We start from the raw sequence: 18,578 nt of genomic DNA, 5'->3' as shown, positions 1-18,578 counted from the left end.
AGGACTAAGACAATGGAAGCTGAAGCCGCGAAGTACATCGGCGCTGGCCTTGCGATGCTGGGCATGATCGGCGCGGGCGTCGGCCTGGGCGTGATGTTCGGCAACTATTTCCAGGGCGCTCTGCGCAACCCGTCGGCCGCCGCTCAAGAGCGTCCGATGCTGTTCCTGGGCATGGCTCTGACCGAAGCCCTGGGCATCTTCGCCCTCGTCATCGCCTTCCTGATCCTGTTCTCCTAATCGCTTAAGAGGGACCTCGTCCTCCTATGGCGACGACGGAAAACCACGGCGTGACCGAAACGACCGGCGCGCCCGAAGCTCACGGCTCCGGCGGCCTGCCGCAGCTGCAGTTCGAGCATTGGGCGGGCCAGATCGTCTGGCTGCTCCTGATCTTCGTCGTCCTGTACGTGGTGCTGTCCAAGATGCTGCTGCCCAAGGTGGGCGGCGCCATCGAGGGGCGCGCGGACAAGATCGCCGGCGACATCGCCGACGCTCGCAAACTGCGCGACGAAGCCGAAGTCCAGAGCCAGGCGGCCGCTGCCGAACTGGCCGAGGCTCGCGGCAAGGCCCTGCGCACCGCAGCCGACGCGAAGGCCAAGGCGCAAGCCGAAGCCGCCGCGCGTCAGGCCAAGGAAGACGCCGCTCTGGCCGAAAAGCTTGAGGCCGCCGAGGCCCGTATCCGCGCCTCGCGCGATGCGGCCATGGGCAATGTGAAGACCATCGCGTCGGACACCGCCCAGGCGATCACCGCCAAGCTGACCGGCAAGGCCGCCACCTCCGCCGAGGTGAACGCCGCGCTGGCCAAGCTGTCGGCTTAAGGAGACGGACATGGGACTGTTCCAACTGTCCAACCCCGAGTTCTGGGTGCTGGTCGCCCTGGTGCTCTTCTTCGGCCTGCTGGTCGTTCTGAAGGTGCTGCCGGGCGCGCTGTTCGGCGCTCTGGACGGCCATGCGGCCAAGATCCAGGCCGAGCTGGACGAAGCCGCCAAGCTGCGCGCCGAGGCCCAGGCCCTGCTCGCCGACATCAAGGCCCAGCGTGACGCTTCCGAGCGTCAGGCCGCCGAGATGCTGGCCGCCGCCGAAGCCGACGCCAAGCGTCTGGCGACGGAAGCCCAGGCCAAGCTGGAAGAGCAGATCAAGCGTCGCGCCGAACTGGCCGAACGCAAGATCGCCGCCGCTGAAGCCGAGGCCTCCGCCCAGGTGAAGGCCGCCGCCGCCGACCTGGCCGTGGCCGCCGCCGAGCAGATCCTGGTCGCCCGCCTGGGCGACACGGACCCGCTGGTCGACGCCGCCGTCAAGCAAGTGGCCGGAGCCAAGTTGCAATAGCAGCGGGGTTGAGCCGAGAAGATCGAAGGGCGTCTCCGAAAGGAGGCGCCCTTTTTCTTTGGGCTGATTGCTACGCCGCCCTCCGCCTCCCTCGCCCTTGTGGCGAGGGCCCCTCTGTCAGCCGGCATGAAGCCAGCCGCGGAACTGCGGAGGTGGCGGAGTTACGAGAGGGGCGATTGAGGCGGCGGACACAGGGATCCTCGCCACGAGGGCGAGGAAGGCTGGCGGGGAATTCCCCGCTCTAAACCCGCCGGCTCTTGCGCCGTAGGGACCGGCGCCACCGGACGGCGACGCGCCAGCGGCGGGGGATGATCAGCCGCTCGATGCGCAGGGCCTGCTGCCAGGCGACCTGCAGCACTTCCGGCTCGCGGCGCAGCAGGCGCCGCAAGGGAAAGATCATCTTGGGGTGAGCGCGCTGCACCTTGATGAACTGCTTGCGCGCCCAGAACGAGTTGCGCAGCACCAGCATCAGGCCGACCACGGTCAGCGGCACGCCCAGCGGCCCCGGCAGGGGCGCGATCAGGAAGCCCGCCAGGATCAGCAGCCCGCCGACGATGAGCAGCAGCCAACGCGACGCGCGCGCGAGCAGGGCTCGGGCGAAGTCGTCGGACTGGCGTGCGCGCGGCATCGAGAGGGTCAGGGCGATCTGCATAGGGACACGACGGGGAGGACCCGTCGCGTCTCCAGATGGACTCAGGATCGGCGCCGGACAACCGGGATATGAGAACCCCGGAACGCGCCGTAAAGGACGCCTGTTGCGCCTTAACGAAACTTAATCCCCTATTCCGCCGCCAGTGGCGCCGGGGACACAGGAGTCCACTTCAACCGTGGCTTACGTGCCGCAAGAGTTTCATCAAGGCGTCGCAAAGGCGCCTGGGTCGGCGCATTCTTGAAGCGGTCCACATCGCCGGCCTTGGCGGCGTTCGCCAGAGCCCGCAGCGCGGTGATGAAGCGGTCCAGCTCGTACTTCGACTCGGTCTCGGTCGGCTCGATCAGCATCGCGCCGTGGACCACCAGCGGGAAGTACATGGTCATCGGGTGGAAGCCCTCGTCGATCATCGCCTTGGCGAAATCGAGCGTGGTCACCCCGGTGCCTTCCAGCCAGCTGTCGTCGAACAGGGCCTCGTGCATGCACGGGCCGTCCGGGAAGGCCGGGCTCATCACGTCGGACAGTCGCGCCTTGATGTAGTTGGCGTTGAGGACGGCGTCCTCGGCCACCTGACGCAGGCCGTCGGCGCCGTGCGACAGCATGTAGGACAGGGCGCGGACATACATGCCCATCTGGCCGTTGAAGGCGGTCAGGCGGCCGAAGGCGGCCGAAGCCTCCTCGACCTCGTGCTCGACCAGCTTGAAGCTGTCGCCGTCGTGCACGACCCACGGGGTGGGGGCGTAGGCGGCGAGGGCCTCCGACAGCACCACCGGACCCGCGCCCGGACCACCGCCGCCGTGGGGCGTCGAGAAGGTCTTGTGCAGGTTGATGTGCATGGCGTCGACGCCCAGGTCGCCCGGGCGCACCCGGCCGACGATGGCGTTGAAGTTGGCGCCGTCGCAGTAGAAGTAGGCCCCGGCCTCGTGGGTCAGGCGGGCGATCTCGATCACCTCGCGCTCGAACAGGCCGCAGGTGTTGGGGTTGGTGACCATGATGGCCGCCACGTCCGGGCCCAGCTTGGCGGCCAGGTCGGCGAGGTCGACGCGGCCGTCATCGGTCTGGCCGATTTCCTTGACCGTGTAGCCGGCGAAGGCGGCGGTGGCCGGGTTGGTGCCGTGGGCGCTGGTCGGGGCCAGCACCGTCTTGCGGTGGCCCTGGCCGTTGGCCTCATGGGCGGCGCGGATAGCCAGAAGGCCGCACAGCTCGCCATGGGCGCCGGCCTTGGGCGACAGCGCCACGGCGGGCATGCCGGTCAGGGTCTTCAGCCAGTGGGCCAACTGGTCCATCAGGCCCAGCGCGCCCTGCACGGTGGAGACCGGCTGCAGCGGGTGGATGTCCGAGAAGCCCGGCAGGCGCGCCATCTTCTCGTTCAGGCGCGGGTTGTGCTTCATCGTGCACGAACCCAGCGGATAGAGCGCCAGGTCGATGGCGTGGTTCTTCTGCGACAGGCGCACGTAGTGGCGCATGGTCTCCGGCTCCGACAGGCCGGGCAGGCCGATCGGATCGTGACGCAGCAGGCCGTCCAGGGCGTCGTCGACGCCGGTGGCCTCGGGCAGGTCGACGCCCGACTTGTCCCAGCCGCCCAGTTCGAAGATCAGCGGCTCGTCCTGCAGCAGGCCGCGGCCCCCGGTCAGGGTGGCGGTCGGCATGTCGTTGGCGGGGGCTTCAGGCCGGGTGGGACGGCCGACAGAGTTCATGCTCATTGGGCGATCACCTTGGTCAGGGCCTTTTGCAGAAGGGCGATGTCGGCATCGCTCGTCAGTTCGGTCGCCGCCAGCAGCAGCACGTCGTCCATGCCCGCCGTCGGGGCTAGGCGCGAATAGGGCACGCCGGCGATGACGCCATTGCCGGCCAGGGTCTCGACGACCTCGGCGGCGTCGCGCGGCAGGCGCACGGCGATCTCGTTGAAGTAGCGCTCGGTCAGCACCTCGACGCCGGGCACGGCGGTCAGGGCCGCCTTCAGCTTGCGGGCGCGGTCATGGTTCAGGGCGGCCAGTCGGCGCAGGCCCTGCTCGCCCAGCAGCGACATGTGGATGGTGAAGGCCAGGGCGCACAGGCCGCTGTTGGTGCAGATGTTCGACGTGGCCTTGTCGCGGCGGATGTGCTGCTCGCGGGTCGACAGGGTCAGGACGAAGCCGCGGCGCCCTTCGGCGTCCACGGTCTCGCCGCACAGGCGGCCGGGGATCTGACGCATGTACTTTTCGCGGCAGGCGAAGAGGCCGACGTAAGGACCGCCGAAGTTCAGGCCGTTGCCGATCGACTGGCCCTCGGCCACGGCGATGTCGGCGCCCATCTCGCCGGGCGACTTCAGCAGGCCGTAGGAGACCGCTTCCGTCGTCACCACGATCAGCAGGGCGCCGGCGGCGTGGGCGGCCTCGGCGATGGCGGTCACGTCGGTGACCGTGCCGAAGACGTTGGGGGTCTGGACGACGACGCAGGCGGTGTCGGCGTCGATGGCGTCGATCACGGCGGCTTCGGCGTCAACGGCGGCGGCCAGGGTGTCGGTGGCGACACCGGCCGCATGGGCCAGGGTCTCGATCGAGCGGACGTAGTGCGGATGCAGGCCGCCTGACAGCACCGCCTTGCCCTTGCGGGTGATGCGGTTGGCCATCATCACCGCCTCGGCGGCGCCGGTGGAGCCGTCGTACAGCGAGGCGTTGGCGACCTCGAGGCCGGTCAGGGCCGCGACCTGGGTCTGGAACTCGAACAGGACCTGAAGGGTGCCTTGCGCGATCTCCGGCTGGTACGGCGTGTAGCTGGTCAGGAACTCCGACCGCTGGATGATGTGGTCGACGCTGGCCGGGACGTGGTGGCGATAGGCGCCGGCCCCGCAGAAGAACGGCGCCGAACCCGCGGTGCGGTTGCGCGCGGCGAGCGCGGAAAGCTCACGCTCCACCTCCAGCTCGCCGGCATGCAGCGGCAGGTCGACGACGCCCGTGCGGCGAGCCGCGGCGGGCACGTCCACGAACAGGTCGTCGACGGATTTGACGCCGATGGCCGAGAGCATCTCGGCGCGGTCGTCGGGCGTGAGGGGGAGGTAACGCATCGGGGCCGTTGTTTCTGGCTTAGAGGGTGCCGAGGAAGGCTTCGTAGGCGGCGCGGTCCATCAGGGCGTCGACTTCCGACGCGTCCGACAGCTTCACCTTGGCGAACCAGCCGCCAGCTTCCGGGGCGGCGTTGACGGTCTCGGGCGAGCCCGACAGGTCGCTGTTGGACTCGACCACTTCGCCGCTGACCGGGGCGTAGACGTCGGAGGCGGCCTTGACGCTTTCGACCACGGCCAGGCTGTCGCCCTTCTTCACGGTCTTGCCGACGTCCGGCGTTTCGACGAACACCACGTCGCCCAGCTGGTCGGCGGCGTAGGCGGTGATGCCGACGGTGGCGATGTCGCCGTCGACGGAGATCCATTCATGGTCTTTGGTGAAGCGCATCGGAGCAGCCCTTTTCCTTAGATCTTGCGCACGTAGCGATTGGGGACGAACGGGGTCGGGACGATTTGCGCCGCCTGGGTCCGACCACGGACGATGACGTTGAGCTTGGCTCCGACCTCGGCGAGGGCCGGGGGGACGAAGCCGAGCGCGATGGGATAGCCCAGGGTCGGCGAGAAGCCGCCGCTGGTGATCACGCCGACGACCCTGCCGTCGGCGTCGGCGATCTCGGCGCCTTCACGGGCCGGGGCGCCTTCGACCTTCAGGCCGACGCGGATGCGCGACGGGCCCTCGGCCAGCTCCTTCTGGATGCGGGCGGCGCCGGGGAAGTCGCCGGCCTCGCGGCGCTTCTTGGACAGGGCGAAGTTCAGGCCGCCTTCCACCGGGCTGGTGGTCTCGTCCAGGTCATGGCCGTAGAGCGGCAGGCCGGCCTCCAGGCGCAGGCTGTCGCGGGCGCCCAGGCCGATGGGACGAACGCGCTCGTCCTCCAGCAGGGTGTTCCAGATGCGGGCGGCGTCGGCCGCCGGCAGGGAGATCTCGTAGCCGTCCTCGCCGGTGTAGCCGGAGCGCGAGACGATGGCGGACACGCCGAACATCTCGATCACGGTCGCGTCCATGAACACCATCTGCGCGACGCTCGGCGCATGGGCGGCCAGCACGGCGGCGGCCTCGGGTCCTTGAAGAGCCAGCAGGGCGCGGTCTTCCAGGCGCTCGATCTTCACCTGGCCGCCGATCTCGGATTCCATGTGGGCGTAGTCGCCGTCCTTGCAGGCGCCGTTGACCACCACGAACAGGCCGTCGTCATCGGGGCGGGCGGCCATCAGGTCGTCGATGATGCCGCCGGTCTTGTTCAGCAGCATGGAGTAGCGCTGCTTGCCCGGCTTCAGGCCGATGTAGTCGCCGGGGGTGATCTCTTCGAAGGCCGCCAGGGGCGCGACGCCGCGCAGCCGGGCCTGGCCCATGTGCGAGACGTCGAACAGGCCCGCATGCTCGCGGGTCCACAGGTGCTCCTTCAGCACCCCGTCCTTGTGCTGCACCGGCATGGAATAGCCCGCGAACGGGACCATGCGCGCGCCGGCGGCGACGTGCGCGTCATAGAGCGGGGTCTTCTTGAGGTCGGCTTCGGACACGCTGGGCTCCGCGAGGGGGTGACGACGCGACACGTCCGGCCTAGCCGAACATGCTGGCGCCCCCGCTGTCCCTGAGCCTGAGAGATTCCGGGCCTGGGCCCTTGCTCCTTCGGCGAGCCCCTGACGAGGCTGCTTTCCAGCGTTTAGTAGCTCGCGCGGTCCTTTTGCCTGAGCGTTTCCGGGGCGGTTGCGCCTTCGGCCTCGGGCTTCAGAGAATCCCGATGTCTCCCGCGAGAGCGAGGCGGAACCTGATCGACCGACCCCCGCGAGTCAAGCGTCGCCGGAGGAACGGATAACAGGGGCGGGGGATTGTCCTCGCGACGTGCAACCGCCTGCACGAAAAAGGAGAATCCACGATGTCGATCCTCGGTCGCCTGTTTGGCGAGAAGGAAGAACACGTCCCCGGAACCGCCGCCGCGCCCGATGGCGACATGCAGAAGGTTCTCGCAGCGCTCGCCGAGCTGAAACCCATCCCGTTCGAGACCCTGACGCCGGAAGAAGCCCGCCGCCAGCCGACCCCCGCCGACGCGGTCATGACCATCCTGCGCAAGCGGGGGATGGAGAACATGGCCCTGATGGGCGTGCAGACCGAGGACATCACCATTCCCGGCGCGGCCGGTCCGCTGGAGGCGCGCATCTATCGCCCCGACACGCGCCATCCGGTGCATCCGGTGGTTATCTACTGGCATGGCGGCGGCTGGGTGTTCGCCGACATCAACGTCTATGACAGCGCCCCGCGCGGCATCGCCCGCTTCGCCGACTGCATCGTCGTCTCCTGCCACTATCGCCAGGCGCCGGAGAACAAGTTCCCCGCCGCGCACGAGGACGCCCTGGCGGCCTATCGGTGGGTGCTGGAGAACGCCCAGAGCTTCGGCGGCGACCCGACCCGCATCGCGGTGATGGGCGAAAGCGCCGGCGGCAACCTGGCCTGCGCCACTGCCATCGCCGCCCGCGACCAGGGCCTGCGCCAGCCTTGCCACATGGCGCTGATCTATCCGGTGGCCGGGGCCGACATGAACACCCCGTCCTATCGCGAGAACGTCAACGCCAAGCCGCTGAACAAGGCGGGCATGGAGTGGTTCGTCAAACACGTCTTCAACTCGCCGGAAGAGGCGAAGGACCCGCGCGTGAACCTGGTGGAGGCGGACCTGCACGACCTGCCGTCGGCCACCATCATCACCGCAGAGATCGATCCCCTGTGCTCGGAGGGCGAGCTGCTGGGTGACCGGCTGGAGCAGGCTGGCGTGGACTTGCGCCGCAAAACCTTCCACGGCGTAACCCACGAGTTCTTCGGCATGGGCCTAGTGGTCAAGGACGCCGCCGCCGCCGAGGCCTTCGTGGCCCACGAACTGAAACGCGCCTTCGGGACGGCGATGCTGCCGATCTAGATCCCGGGACCGGGGCGGATGGTTACATCCGCTCCGGCGTTTCCACGCCCAGCAGGTCGAGGGCGAGCTCGAGCTGCTTGAGGGTGGTCTGGGCCAGGGTCAGGCGCGAGGCGCGCACGGCCGGGTCGTCGGCGACCACGATCGGGCAGGCGGCGTAGAACTTCGAGAAGCCCTGGGCCAGCTTGAAGGCATGCTCGGCGATGAAGTTCGGGGCCTTCTTGTCGTAGGCCTCGGCCAGGGCCGTCTCGAACGCGTCCAGCAGCAGGGCGAGATCACGTTCCGCCGGCTCGGCGATGGTGATCGGACCCGCCGCGGCGCCGCTTTCGGCGGCCTTGCGCAGCACCGACTTGATGCGGACGGCCTGGTACAGCAGGTACGGGCCGGTCTTGCCCTCGAAGCTGGTGAAGCGGTCGAGGTCGAAGACGTAGGACGTGCCGCGGAAGTTCTGCAGGTCGGCGAACTTCAGGGCGGCGACCGCCACCTTGTGCGCGATCTCCTCGAACTCTTCCTTGGGCAGTTCGGCGCCGAGGCCGGCTTCGGTCAGGCGCTCGCGCGCCTTGTCCTTGGCCATGGTGATCAGGTCGTGCAGCTTCAGGACGCCGCCGGCGCGGGTCTTGAACGGCTTGCCGTCCGTGCCGTTCATGGTGCCGAAGCCGATGTGCTCCAGCGAGCCCTCGGCGGCGTAGCTGGCCAGGTAGGCGGCGCGGAACACCTGCTCGAAATGGTCGGCCTGGCGCTGGTCTACGCAGTACAGGATCAGGTGCGGCGCGAAGCTGTCGCGGCGGTCCAGGATCGTCGCCAGGTCGGTCGTGCCGTACATGGCCGAACCTTCCGAAGAGACGACCAGCAGCGGATCGGGGCTTTCGGCCTCGATCACCGTGCCGTCGGGCAACTTCTTCTTCTTGGTCTCGCCTGGGCGGGCGACGCGGATGATGCGCGCGCCCTGGTCGTCGACCAGCAGGCCCTTGGCGTCCAGTTCCTCGACCATCGGCGGGATCAAGTCGTTGACGTCGCTTTCGCCCTTCCACAGATCGAAGTCGACGCCCAGGGCGTGGAACTCACGCTCCAGGGCCACGCGGCTGACGGCCACGAAGTGCTTCCACAGGGCCAGATAGCCGGGGCGGCCGGCCTGCAGTTCCGCCGTCGCCTTGCGGGCGCGGTCGCGGAACTCGACGTCTTCCTTCATGCGGCCGGAAGCGGCCGGATACAGGCGCTCCAGATCCTCAAGGGTCACCGGGCTCTGGCCGGGGAAAGGACCATCGCCCTCGGCCATGAACGGGGCGGCCGAGCCTTCGTCCTGCAGGGCGACGATGAGCAGGCCCATCTGAAAGCCCCAGTCGCCGAAGTGAGCGTCGCCCAGAACCTCGTCGCCGCGGAAGCGATAGATGCGCTTCACCGACTCCCCGATGATCGAGGCGCGCAGGTGGCCCACGTGCATGGGCTTGGCCACGTTCGGACCAGCGTAATCGACCAGCACGCGGCGTGGCTCGACCCGCGAGGCCCCGGCGCGTTCGTCGGCGGCGATCTCGGCGGCGCGCTCGGACAGGGCGGCGTCGGCCAGCTTCAGGTTGATGAAGCCCGGGCCGGCGATCTCGACCGACTTGAACAGCGGCGAGCCTTCCAGCGTGGCGGCGACGGCGGTCGCGATCTCACGTGACGGCTTGCCCGCCTGCTTGGCGGCGGCGAGGGCGCCGTTGCACTGGAAGTCGGCAAGGTCGGGGCGGTCGGACGGCGTGACGCGTCCGAGGTCGGCAGACAGGCCGGCCGCGGCGAAGGCGGCTCCAACCGCTTCGCCGAGGCGGGATTTCAGGTCGGTCATTGGTTCTGGTTGTTGGTCGTCGAACTGGCGGCCGTGGCCTGGCCGGCGTTGACGCGGAAGCGTTTGCCGTCGCGGTTGAACTCGGCCATCTGCGGCGTGACGTCGAAGCCGATCAGGACCTCGAAGTTCGAGCCGCTGGTGGTTTCGCTGGCGCGCGGGATGACGATGCCTTCCAGCAGGTCGGTGATCATCACGCGGTCCTGGCCGGCCGGGAAGGTCACGGGCAGGTCGAAATATTCCTTGGCCACGACCGAGTTGTTGCGGCGGGTCACCGCCACCCAGTAGCGGTAGTTCTTGCGGCGCTCCTCGGCCTGAGGGCCACGGCCGAGATTGAACAGAACCTCGACGCGCATCTCGATCGGGTCGGCGCCTTCATAGCGGCAGCCGGCCGACAGGCCTTCGATCTCGCCGGTATAGGCGACGGCGTTCATCGCCTCGCGGCCGCCCTCGAACTCGGTGTAGCGGCCGGCGTCGTAGAGCACCTTCACATAGGGGCAGGGGCCGGCGTTCTTCAGCGACGCCAGCGGCGCGCGCGGCGAGGCCCACTCTTCCTTGCTCTTCTTCTTCTTCGCGGCTTCTTCCTGCTGGCGGCGTTCAGCGTCGCCGCCGCCCTGGCGTCGGCCCTGCGCCATGGCGGAGGAGCCGATGAAGCTGGCCGCGAGGGCGAGGCAGAGAGCGGAAGTGGCGATACGGCGCATGGATCGTCCGGAAAATATAAGCGCACGGGCGGAATGAGCCCGCCTGCGTCATGTCGCGTGATAAAGGCTTATGCGTGACCTCGCAACGCATGCGGCTGGCGAGAAGGCCCTCGAACGCTTAGGTTCCGCACCGAAATGAACGCCCACGCCACCCTCCGCCCGCCGCTCACCGTCCTGCTGGCCAGCCCGCGCGGCTTTTGCGCCGGGGTGGACCGCGCCATCCAGATCGTCGAACGCGCCATCGAGAAGTTCGGCGCGCCGGTCTATGTGCGCCACGAGATCGTCCACAACCGTCACGTGGTCGATCGCCTGAAGGCCATGGGCGCGGTGTTCGTCGAGGAGATCGACGAGGCGCCGGCCGACCGGCCGATGATCTTCTCCGCCCACGGGGTGCCCAAGTCCGTGCCCGAGGCGGCGAAGCAGCGGCAGATGCTCTATCTCGACGCCACCTGTCCGCTGGTGTCCAAGGTCCACGTCGAGGCCCAGCGGCACTATGACGCCGGGCGCGAGATCGTGTTGATCGGCCACGCCGGCCACCCCGAGGTGATCGGCACCATGGGCCAGTTGCCCGAGGGCACGGTCGCCCTGATCGAGACGGTGGAGGACGTGGCGACCTGGACGCCGAAGGACGCCTCGAACGTCGCCTTCGTCACCCAGACGACCCTGTCGGTGGACGACACCACCGAGATCATCGAGGCCCTGCGCGCCCGCTTCCCCGGCATCTCCGCGCCGCACAAGGAAGACATCTGCTACGCCACCACCAACCGCCAGGAGGCGGTGAAGCATCTGGCTGATGGCTCTGATCTGGTGCTGGTGGTCGGCTCCAAGAACTCCTCCAACTCCGTCCGCCTGGTCGAGGTCGCTCTGAAGGGCGGGGCCAGGGACGCGCGGCTGATCGACGATGTCTCGGGCCTGGATTTCGCCTGGCTGAACGGAGCCTCGCGCGTCGGCCTGACCGCCGGAGCCTCCGCGCCCGAGGCCCTGGTCCAAGGCGTGATCGACGCCCTTTCGGAGCGTTACGAGGTGACGGTCGAGGAGATCGCCCCGGCCCGCGAAACGGTGACCTTCAAGCTGCCGCGCATCCTGACGGCTTGACCCGAGGGGCGGGCTCGCCCATCCCCTCCCCATGGCCGTCTATACCGACATCACCGACGCTGAACTCGAAGCGTTCCTCGCCGCCTATGACCTGGGCGCGCCCCTGTCGTTCAAGGGCATCGCCGAGGGCGTGGAGAACTCCAATTTCCTCCTGGAGACCGAGACAGGGCGTTTCATCCTCACCGTCTTCGAAAAGCGGGTGAAGTCCGAGGACCTGCCGTACTTCCTGGGGCTGATGCGGCACCTGGCCGACCGAGGCTTCCCCTCGGCGACGCCGGTGAAGGACCGTAACGGCCGCGACCTGCAGACCCTGCGCGGCAAGCCGGCGGTTATCGTCGAGTTCCTGCCGGGCCTGTCGGTCCGCAAGCCGAGCGTTGCCCACTGCCGTGCGGCGGGCGAGGGGCTGGCGCGCCTGCACCTGGCGTCGGAAGGATTCCCCGGCCGCCGGGCCAACGACCTGGGCCAGCCCTATTGGGCGGCCGTCTTCGCGCCTCTGCGCAAGCAGGCCGAGGCGCTGAAGCCCGGCCTGTCGGCGACCATCGAGAAGGACCTGGCGCAGTTCGCCCTGTCGTGGCCGCGCGGCCTGCCGGCGGGGGCGATCCACGCCGACTTCTTCCCCGACAACGTCTTCTTCCACGGAGAGCAGTTCGCCGGGGCGATCGACTTCTACTTCGCCTGCTACAACTCGCTGGCCTACGACATCGCCGTGACCCTGAACGCCTGGTGTTTCGAGGCGGACGGCATGTTCAACGCCACCGCCGCGCGGGCCATGATCGCGGGCTACGAGTCCCTGCGGCCCTTGTCGCCGGCCGAGAAGCAGGCCCTGCCGCTGCTGGCGCACGGGGCGGCCATGCGCTTCTTCCTGACCCGCCTGAACGATTGGCACGCCACGCCCAAGGACGCGTTGGTGCGGCCGAAGGACCCCATGGAGTACGAGCGCAAGCTGGCGGTCCACCGCGAAGGCCTGCACCTGTTCAGCGAGCAGGCATGACCCCCAAGGTCCTGATCTATACGGACGGCGCCTGCAGCGGAAATCCCGGCCCCGGCGGCTGGGGCGCGGTGCTGATGTACGGCGACAAGCGCAAGACCATGTGCGGCGGCGAGCCGGGCACCACCAACAACCGCATGGAGCTGATGGGCGCCATCGTGGCGCTGGAGACCTTGAACCGCCCCTGCAAGGTCGAGCTGCACACCGACAGCCAGTATGTGATGAAGGGCGTCACCCAGTGGATCCATGGCTGGAAGGCCAAGGGCTGGAAGACCGCCGACAAGAGCCCGGTGAAGAACGAGGACCTGTGGAAGCGCCTCGACGCCGCCCGCGCCCGGCATGACGTCGATTGGCGCTGGGTGAAGGGTCACGCCGGCAACCCGTACAACGAGGAAGCCGACGAACTGGCCCGCAGAGGGTTGAAGGAAGCGCTGGGGCGGTAGGCTCCTTGCGTCCTTCAAGACGGCCTGGCGGCCTCCTCAGGATGACGAATTCGGAATGCAAACAAAGCTCGTCATGCTGAGGAGCGCGAAAGCGCGTCTCGAAGCACGCTAGGCGGTCTTCACCGTCAGCACCGAACCGTCCACCTGGACCACCTCGATCCTCATGCCGCGCTCCAGGGTCGAGGCGCCGGACAGCCGCGCCGCCCACTCCTTGCCGTCCACGAACACCCGACCCTCGCCGCCGACGAAGACGCTGGCGGTCTCGCCGTCGCGGCCGATCAGGCGGGTCAGGGGATCGTTGATGTCGTCCACCGGCTCCAGCTCCTTGCGGGGCAGGATGCGGCGCGAGGCGAAGGTGGCGATCAGGGTCAGCACCGCGAACAGGCCGAGCGCCCAGCCCAGCGGCAGGGGCGCAAGCACCGTGACGATCCCGACCACCGCCGCCGTCGCGGCCGGCCACAGCAGCCAGCCGCTGCCGGTCGACACTTCCGCCGCCAGCAGCAGGGCGGCGAGGGCCAGCCAGACCCACAGGGGCTGCGAGGCGTAGAGGGCCAGGATCGCGTGCATGGGCGTCAGCCTTTCGTGCGCGGCACGGCCGAGCCGCCGCTGCGCGTCGTCGCCGGCGGCGGCGCGGAGGGTTGCGAGGCCTTGGCCGAACTCACCAGTTCGCCGATGCCGGCGATGGTGCCGACCAGCGAGGCCATGTCGGCGGGCACGATGACGGTCTTCTGCTGCGGGCTTTCGGCCAGCTTGGCGAAGGCCTCCACATAGCGCTGGGCCACGAAGTAGTTGATGGCGTTGACGTCGCCCCGGGCGATGGCCTCGGAGACCATGGCGGTCGCCTTGGCCTCGGCCTCGGCTTCACGTTCGCGGGCCTCGGCGTCGCGGAAGGTGGCTTCCTTGCGGCCTTCGGATTCCAGGATGGCCGCCTGCTTGGAGCCCTCGGCGCGCGCGATCTGGGCCTGGCGTTCGCCGTCGGCCTCGGTGATCACCGCGCGGCGTTCGCGCTCGGCCTTCATCTGGCGGGCCATGGCGTTGGTGATGTCCGGCGGCGGGGTGAGGTCCTTGATCTCGATCCGCGTCGCCTTCACGCCCCAGGGGCTGGTGGCATGGTCGATGGTGGCCAGCAGGCGCGAGTTGATCTGGTCGCGCTGGCTCAGCACCTCGTCCAGCTCCATGGAGCCGACCACGGTGCGCAGGTTGGTCATGGCCAGCTGGGTGATGGCGTAGTTCAGGTTGTCGACGCGATAGGCCGCGGCGGCGGCGTCCATCACCTGGATGAAGATGATGCCGTCCACCTTCACCGACACGTTGTCCTTGGTGATGACCTCCTGCGTCGGGACATCGAGCACCTGCTCCATCATGTTCATCCGCCGGCCGACGGTTTCGATGAAGGGCGTCAGGATGTTGATGCCAGGCTTGAGGGTGCGGGTGTAGCGGCCGAAGCGCTCCACCGTGAACTCGCGCCCCTGGGGCACGATCTTCACCACCGCGAACAGGACCACGATGGCGAGGAAGACGAAGACGATAGGCACGATCAGCGCGGACATGAGGCCTCCCTATGGCATGCAACCCTAGGGCGCCGAGGCGGCCCCCGTCACCCTCAAAGCTTGAGCTAGTCCGCCGGCTCGTGCGCGTAGCTGAACACGCGGGCCAGTTTCCAGGCCCCATCCTCCAGCTTCCAAACCTGGGTGAAGGCGGCCTTGCCCACCAGCTTGAACGCTCCCTGGCCCTGGCGTTCGTGGAAGGTGTGCTCGCCCTGTTCGAAGGCGCCGTAGCTTCCGGCCGGCCAGACCTTCATCGTCCCGGCCGTCAGTTCGCGGCGGGAATTCCAGGCGTCCGGCTTCTGCTTGGCTTCGCAGGACTCGGCGTAGTCGGCGATGAAGCCGTCGCCCGAGGTCGCCACGAGCCCGTCCTTGTCGTGGAAGAATTCGAAGTCGTCGGTGACCATCGTCCGCAGACGGGCGGGATCGCAGCCCTGGAAGAACACCTCGAAGAATTCGGCGTCGCGCTTGGCGAGCGTCTCTTCCAGAGCCGATCCTGTCGGGATGACGGCGGCGGCCGCGGCGGCGAGAAGCAGGTCGAGCATGGCGGCCCCCGGGATCGTGTTCCGCAGACGCTATGGCTTGATCGGCGCGAGGCCTAGTTAAGTCGAGGACATCTTCGCCCTAGGCGACCAGGGCCTCGGCCTGCTTGAGGTCGACGCTGACCAGTTGCGACACGCCGCGCTCGCCCATGGTGACGCCGAACAGGCGGTCCATGCGGCTCATGGTGACGGGGTTGTGGGTGATGGCCACGAAGCGCGTGTGGGTGCGGCGGCGCATCTCGTCCAGCATGTTGCAGTAGCGCTCGACATTGGCGTCATCGAGCGGGGCGTCCACCTCGTCCAGCACGCAGATCGGCGCCGGATTGGCCAAGAAGACGCCGAAGATCAGGGCGCTGGCGGTCAGGGCCTGCTCGCCGCCGCTCATCAGGCTCATGGAGGCCATGCGCTTGCCGGGCGGGCAGGCGTAGATCTCCAGGCCGGCCTCTAGCGGATCGTCGCTCTCGATCAGGCGCAGCTCGGCCTGGCCGCCGCCGAACAGGGCGGTGAACAGGGCCTGGAAGTGGCCGTTGATGACGTCGAAGGCGGCCAGCAAGCGCTCCCGCCCCTCGGCGTTCAGCTCCTCGATCCCCTGGCGCAGGCGGGCCACGGCGCCGGACAGGTCGGCGCGTTCGGTGCGCATGGCTTCCAGGCGGGCGCCGGACTCGGCGGCTTCTTCCTCGGCGCGCAGGTTCACGGCGCCGATAGCGTCGCGCTCGCGCTCCAGGTTGAACAGGTGGGCCTCGACCCCGGCGGCGCCGGTGGGCACGGCGATGGCCTCGCCGGCGATCTGGCGGCCCAGCTCCTCCGGCTCCATGTGGGCCGCTTCACGGATCTGGCCTGCAATCTCGCCGAAGCGGTCGCGGGCGGCGTCCAGGCGGGCGGCCAGGCTGGCGCGGGCCTCGCGGGCGTCGGCGGCGGCGGCCTCTGCGGCGCGAAGGGCGCGGTCGGCGGCCTGGCGAGCGGCGTCGCCCTGGGCCAGGGCGTCGGAGGACTTGGCGCGGCGAGCCTCGGCCTGGGCGAAGTCCTCCAGCAGCTTGGTGCGGCGGACCTCGACCTGTTCGGGGGCGTCCTTGGCGGCGGCCATGGCGGCGGCGGCGGTGTCGCGATCCTTGGCCAGGGTCTCCAGACGGCCGTCGGCGGCGCCGGCGCGGCGGGTCCAGTCGGCGATCTCGCGCGTCAGGCTTTCCTGCCGGCGGGCGCGGCCCTGATGCTCGCGCACCTCGCGGTCGATCTCGGCGCGGGCGGCGGCGGCGGCTTCCCGCGCGGCGGCGGCGGCCTGCCGGGCGGCGGCCAGTTGCGGGGCTAGGTCCTCGCCGCCCTGGGTTCCGGCCGCTTCGGCCTCCACGGCGGCGAGCTGGGTTTCGGCCTCCACGCGCTCGGCGTCGAAGCGGGCGATGGTTTCGTCCAGGGACTGCGCGCGGGCGTCGCGGCGGGCGGCTTCGCGCTCCAGCCGCTCGACCACGTCGCGGGTGACGCCCAGGATGCGCTCGGCCTCCTGCGGCGCCTTACGGGCCTCGCGCAGGACGTCCTCGGCGGCGCGCAGGCGGGCCTGGGCGGTCTTGTGGGCGGCATCGGCGGCGGCGGCCTCGGGCGCGCGGCGGTCGATCTCGGTCTCCACCTCGGCCAGGCGGGTCTTCTGCTCCAGGCGGATGGCGGCGGGCTTGGGCGCCTCGGCCCGAGCGGTGAAGCCGTCCCAGCGCCACAGGTCGCCCTCGCGGGACACCAGACGGCCGCCGGTGGGCAGCAGCTTCTGCAGGCGGTCCCCATCCTCGCGCGCCACTAGGGCGGTGAAGGCCAGGCGGGCGGACAACGCGCCCGGCGCCTTGACCAGCGGGCCCAGCGGCGTCGCGCCCTCGGGCCAGGTCGGGGTGGTCACCTCGCGCCCGCCCCAATAGGACGGTGCGCGTTCGTCCAGGGCGGCCTGCAGGTCGTCGCCCAGGGCGGCGGCCAGGGCGGCCTCATAGCCACGGTCGGGCGAGACGGAATCCAGGGCCGGCGAAAAGCCGCTCTTGCCCGTGGGCGTCAGCAGCTGGACCAGGCCCCGGGCCTCGGTCTTCAGGCGGCCGAGCTGGTCTTCCAGCTTGCGGGTGGCGTCGCGGGCGCCGACCTCGCTGTTGGCGGCCTCGGCGCGTTCGGCGTCGGCGATCTCAAGGGCCGAGCGGGCCTTCTTCAGCGTCTCCAGCGCCGCCTCGAACTTGGTCTTGGCGTCGGCCAGCTGCGGATCGACCTCCGGCCCCAGGGCGGCGCGTTCGCTCTTGGCCTGATCCAGGGCGCGGACGGTGCGGGCCAGGCGGGTGCGGGCTTCCTCGACGCGGGCGGCGGCGGCGCGGCGGCTGGCCTCCTCGGCGGCGAGGCGGGTGGCCAGGGTCTCCACCTGGGCGTCGGCGGCGGCGCGGGCTTCTTCGGCCTTGGCGGCTGCGGCCTGCAGCTCGGGACCGCGATGAGGAGCGGCGGCGATCTCGGATTCGATCTGGGCCAGTTCGGCGCCCAGGCGGTCCAGCGCCCCGGCGGCGTCGTCGCGCACCTGGGCTTCGCGGGCCTCGTCGGCGTCGATGCGGGCGAGGTCGGCGTTCAGGCGGGCGACCTCGGCGGCGGCGGCCTCCAGCTCGCGGTCGATGCGGTCCTTCTCGATCGCAAGCTTGCCCAGGACGGCGGCGGCGATGATCTCTTCCTCGCGCAGGGGGGCGATGGCTTCCTCGGCCTTGATCGCCTCGGCGCTGGCGACGGCCACCTCGCGGGCGGTGCGCTCGGCCTCGCCGGCGGCCTGGGAAGCCTCGGATTCCGTGCGGGTCAGGGTGTCGCGGGCGTCGGTCCAGCGTGCGTACAGCACCGCGCCCTGCACGGCGCGGATCTCGGCCGACAGGCGCTTGTACTTTTCGGCCTGACGGGCTTCGCGGCGCAGGCGGTTGAGGCTGGTCTCCAGCTCCCGCGCCACGTCGTCCAGGCGGTCCAGGTTGGTCTCCGCCGCGCGCAGGCGCAGCTCGGCCTCATGCCGGCGGGTATGCAGGCCCGAGACGCCGCCGGCCTCTTCCAGGATGCGGCGGCGGTTCTGCGGCTTGGCGCCGATCAGTTCGCTGATCTGGCCCTGGCGGACCAGGGCGGGGGAGTTGGCGCCGGTCGAGGCGTCGGCGAACAGCAGCTGTACGTCCCGCGCCCGAACCTCGCGGCCGTTGATCTTGTAGGTGGAGCCCGCGCCGCGATCGATGCGGCGGACCACCTCCAGCACCGGGGTGTCGTTGAAGCTGGCCGGGGCCGTGCGGTCGGCGTTGTCGATGGTCAGGGTGACTTCGGCGTGGTTGCGCCCGGGGCGGTTGCCCGAGCCGGCGAAGATCACGTCGTCCATGCCGCCGGCCCGCATGGCCTTGGCCGAATTGGCGCCCATGACCCAGCGCAGGGCTTCCAGCAGGTTGGACTTGCCGCAGCCGTTAGGGCCGACGATCCCGGTCAGTCCCGGCTCGATGCGGAACTCCGTGGGCTCGACGAAGGATTTGAATCCCGAGAGGCGCAGGCGCTGGAATTGCACCGCCCGTG

The 18,578-nt window shown here is 69.6% G+C and carries 18 protein-coding genes and 1 riboswitch; of the genes, 7 read left to right on the top strand and 11 right to left on the bottom strand.

Annotated elements, in window-relative coordinates:
• The first annotated feature begins 12 nt into the window (after positions 1-12).
• The 3 genes from ABOZ73_RS05470 to ABOZ73_RS05460 are packed head-to-tail and all read left to right on the top strand — an operon-like array spanning position 13 to position 1,323.
• Positions 13-237: a F0F1 ATP synthase subunit C gene (locus ABOZ73_RS05470; protein WP_277784386.1), complete on the top strand. Its 225-nt coding sequence runs from the start codon at positions 13-15 to the stop codon at positions 235-237.
• Positions 238-263: 26 nt separating this feature from the next.
• Positions 264-815 (top strand): hypothetical protein, encoded by a 552-nt coding sequence (locus ABOZ73_RS05465; RefSeq protein WP_277784385.1) that lies wholly within the window; start codon positions 264-266, stop codon positions 813-815.
• 10 nt (positions 816-825) lie between these two features.
• Positions 826-1,323, top strand: a complete 498-nt coding sequence (locus ABOZ73_RS05460) for a F0F1 ATP synthase subunit B (RefSeq protein ID WP_369061365.1) — start codon at positions 826-828, stop codon at positions 1,321-1,323.
• A 241-nt stretch (positions 1,324-1,564) separates the two neighbouring features.
• Here the strand turns inward: ABOZ73_RS05460 and ABOZ73_RS05455 are convergent, their stop codons facing one another.
• The 5 genes from ABOZ73_RS05455 to gcvT all read right to left on the bottom strand — a co-directional run bounded on the left by ABOZ73_RS05455 (position 1,565) and on the right by gcvT (position 6,530).
• Positions 1,565-1,975 carry a hypothetical protein gene (locus tag ABOZ73_RS05455; RefSeq protein ID WP_369061363.1) on the bottom strand — a complete coding sequence of 137 codons (411 nt, stop codon included), beginning with the start codon at positions 1,973-1,975 and terminating at the stop codon, positions 1,565-1,567.
• A gap of 128 nt (positions 1,976-2,103) precedes the next feature.
• Complete coding sequence (gene gcvPB / locus ABOZ73_RS05450; RefSeq protein WP_369061361.1) at positions 2,104-3,675, bottom strand: aminomethyl-transferring glycine dehydrogenase subunit GcvPB; 1,572 nt, start codon at positions 3,673-3,675, stop codon at positions 2,104-2,106.
• Positions 3,672-5,018, bottom strand: coding sequence for an aminomethyl-transferring glycine dehydrogenase subunit GcvPA (gene gcvPA / locus ABOZ73_RS05445; RefSeq protein WP_369061359.1), 1,347 nt, complete (start codon positions 5,016-5,018; stop codon positions 3,672-3,674). The genes gcvPB and gcvPA overlap by 4 nt, the downstream gene beginning before the upstream one ends.
• Before the next feature lie 19 nt (positions 5,019-5,037).
• Positions 5,038-5,403, bottom strand: a complete 366-nt coding sequence (gene gcvH / locus ABOZ73_RS05440; RefSeq protein WP_369061358.1) for a glycine cleavage system protein GcvH — start codon at positions 5,401-5,403, stop codon at positions 5,038-5,040.
• A 17-nt stretch (positions 5,404-5,420) separates the two neighbouring features.
• The gene (gene gcvT / locus ABOZ73_RS05435; protein ID WP_369061357.1) at positions 5,421-6,530 is read right to left on the bottom strand and encodes a glycine cleavage system aminomethyltransferase GcvT; all 1,110 of its coding nucleotides are present in this window, start codon (positions 6,528-6,530) and stop codon (positions 5,421-5,423) included.
• Between the two features lie 146 nt (positions 6,531-6,676).
• Positions 6,677-6,771: riboswitch (glycine riboswitch) on the bottom strand.
• Positions 6,772-6,886: 115 nt separating this feature from the next.
• Between gcvT and ABOZ73_RS05430 the strand changes: the two genes are divergently transcribed.
• Positions 6,887-7,918 carry an alpha/beta hydrolase gene (locus tag ABOZ73_RS05430; protein ID WP_369061355.1) on the top strand — a complete coding sequence of 344 codons (1,032 nt, stop codon included), beginning with the start codon at positions 6,887-6,889 and terminating at the stop codon, positions 7,916-7,918.
• 22 nt (positions 7,919-7,940) lie between these two features.
• On the opposite strand, the gene argS is transcribed toward ABOZ73_RS05430, so the two are convergent.
• The gene (gene argS, locus ABOZ73_RS05425; protein WP_369061354.1) at positions 7,941-9,737 is read right to left on the bottom strand and encodes an arginine--tRNA ligase; all 1,797 of its coding nucleotides are present in this window, start codon (positions 9,735-9,737) and stop codon (positions 7,941-7,943) included.
• Positions 9,734-10,435 carry a Tat pathway signal sequence domain protein gene (locus tag ABOZ73_RS05420; RefSeq protein WP_369061352.1) on the bottom strand — a complete coding sequence of 234 codons (702 nt, stop codon included), beginning with the start codon at positions 10,433-10,435 and terminating at the stop codon, positions 9,734-9,736. Before ABOZ73_RS05420 ends, argS begins: the two co-directional genes overlap by 4 nt.
• A 135-nt stretch (positions 10,436-10,570) precedes the next feature.
• Here ABOZ73_RS05420 and ispH point away from each other — a divergent pair, with 135 nt between their 5' ends.
• From ispH to rnhA, 3 genes are read left to right on the top strand one after another with little or no spacing between them, the layout of a single operon-like run.
• Positions 10,571-11,530, top strand: a complete 960-nt coding sequence (gene ispH, locus ABOZ73_RS05415) for a 4-hydroxy-3-methylbut-2-enyl diphosphate reductase (protein ID WP_369061350.1) — start codon at positions 10,571-10,573, stop codon at positions 11,528-11,530.
• Positions 11,531-11,561: 31 nt separating this feature from the next.
• Positions 11,562-12,521, top strand: a complete 960-nt coding sequence (thrB, locus tag ABOZ73_RS05410) for a homoserine kinase (protein ID WP_369061349.1) — start codon at positions 11,562-11,564, stop codon at positions 12,519-12,521.
• Positions 12,518-12,961, top strand: coding sequence for a ribonuclease HI (gene rnhA / locus ABOZ73_RS05405; protein WP_369061348.1), 444 nt, complete (start codon positions 12,518-12,520; stop codon positions 12,959-12,961). The genes thrB and rnhA overlap by 4 nt, the downstream gene beginning before the upstream one ends.
• Before the next feature lie 108 nt (positions 12,962-13,069).
• On the opposite strand, the gene ABOZ73_RS05400 is transcribed toward rnhA, so the two are convergent.
• The 4 genes from ABOZ73_RS05400 to smc all read right to left on the bottom strand — a co-directional run bounded on the left by ABOZ73_RS05400 (position 13,070) and on the right by smc (position 18,570).
• Positions 13,070-13,528, bottom strand: coding sequence for an NfeD family protein (locus ABOZ73_RS05400; protein ID WP_369061346.1), 459 nt, complete (start codon positions 13,526-13,528; stop codon positions 13,070-13,072).
• A 5-nt stretch (positions 13,529-13,533) separates the two neighbouring features.
• Complete coding sequence (locus ABOZ73_RS05395; protein WP_369061344.1) at positions 13,534-14,511, bottom strand: SPFH domain-containing protein; 978 nt, start codon at positions 14,509-14,511, stop codon at positions 13,534-13,536.
• Between the two features lie 65 nt (positions 14,512-14,576).
• A complete protein-coding gene (locus tag ABOZ73_RS05390) occupies positions 14,577-15,050 on the bottom strand; it encodes a nuclear transport factor 2 family protein (RefSeq protein WP_369061342.1) in 474 nt (157 codons plus the stop codon).
• A gap of 79 nt (positions 15,051-15,129) precedes the next feature.
• Entirely contained in the window at positions 15,130-18,570 is a 3,441-nt protein-coding gene (smc, locus tag ABOZ73_RS05385; RefSeq protein WP_369061340.1) for a chromosome segregation protein SMC, read from the bottom strand.
• Positions 18,571-18,578: the final 8 nt, after the last annotated feature.

The sequence above is a fragment of the Caulobacter sp. 73W genome, from assembly GCF_041021955.1.
Taxonomy (GTDB): domain Bacteria; phylum Pseudomonadota; class Alphaproteobacteria; order Caulobacterales; family Caulobacteraceae; genus Caulobacter.
Note: the sequence above shows the minus strand (reverse complement) of the source record. Positions and strands in the feature narration are given on the sequence as shown.

What these genes read in the sequence shown, in the direction of transcription:
- ABOZ73_RS05470 (WP_277784386.1), top strand. Translation starts at nt 13, where the DNA reads ATGGAAGCTGAAGCCGCGAAGTACATCGGCGCTGGCCTTGCGATGCTG.
- ABOZ73_RS05465 (WP_277784385.1), top strand. Translation starts at nt 264, where the DNA reads ATGGCGACGACGGAAAACCACGGCGTGACCGAAACGACCGGCGCGCCC.
- ABOZ73_RS05460 (WP_369061365.1), top strand. Translation starts at nt 826, where the DNA reads ATGGGACTGTTCCAACTGTCCAACCCCGAGTTCTGGGTGCTGGTCGCC.
- ABOZ73_RS05455 (WP_369061363.1), bottom strand. Translation starts at nt 1,975, where the DNA reads ATGCAGATCGCCCTGACCCTCTCGATGCCGCGCGCACGCCAGTCCGAC.
- gcvPB (WP_369061361.1), bottom strand. Translation starts at nt 3,675, where the DNA reads ATGAGCATGAACTCTGTCGGCCGTCCCACCCGGCCTGAAGCCCCCGCC.
- gcvPA (WP_369061359.1), bottom strand. Translation starts at nt 5,018, where the DNA reads ATGCGTTACCTCCCCCTCACGCCCGACGACCGCGCCGAGATGCTCTCG.
- gcvH (WP_369061358.1), bottom strand. Translation starts at nt 5,403, where the DNA reads ATGCGCTTCACCAAAGACCATGAATGGATCTCCGTCGACGGCGACATC.
- ABOZ73_RS05430 (WP_369061355.1), top strand. Translation starts at nt 6,887, where the DNA reads ATGTCGATCCTCGGTCGCCTGTTTGGCGAGAAGGAAGAACACGTCCCC.
- argS (WP_369061354.1), bottom strand. Translation starts at nt 9,737, where the DNA reads ATGACCGACCTGAAATCCCGCCTCGGCGAAGCGGTTGGAGCCGCCTTC.
- ABOZ73_RS05420 (WP_369061352.1), bottom strand. Translation starts at nt 10,435, where the DNA reads ATGCGCCGTATCGCCACTTCCGCTCTCTGCCTCGCCCTCGCGGCCAGC.
- ispH (WP_369061350.1), top strand. Translation starts at nt 10,571, where the DNA reads ATGAACGCCCACGCCACCCTCCGCCCGCCGCTCACCGTCCTGCTGGCC.
- thrB (WP_369061349.1), top strand. Translation starts at nt 11,562, where the DNA reads ATGGCCGTCTATACCGACATCACCGACGCTGAACTCGAAGCGTTCCTC.
- rnhA (WP_369061348.1), top strand. Translation starts at nt 12,518, where the DNA reads ATGACCCCCAAGGTCCTGATCTATACGGACGGCGCCTGCAGCGGAAAT.
- ABOZ73_RS05400 (WP_369061346.1), bottom strand. Translation starts at nt 13,528, where the DNA reads ATGCACGCGATCCTGGCCCTCTACGCCTCGCAGCCCCTGTGGGTCTGG.
- ABOZ73_RS05395 (WP_369061344.1), bottom strand. Translation starts at nt 14,511, where the DNA reads ATGTCCGCGCTGATCGTGCCTATCGTCTTCGTCTTCCTCGCCATCGTG.
- ABOZ73_RS05390 (WP_369061342.1), bottom strand. Translation starts at nt 15,050, where the DNA reads ATGCTCGACCTGCTTCTCGCCGCCGCGGCCGCCGCCGTCATCCCGACA.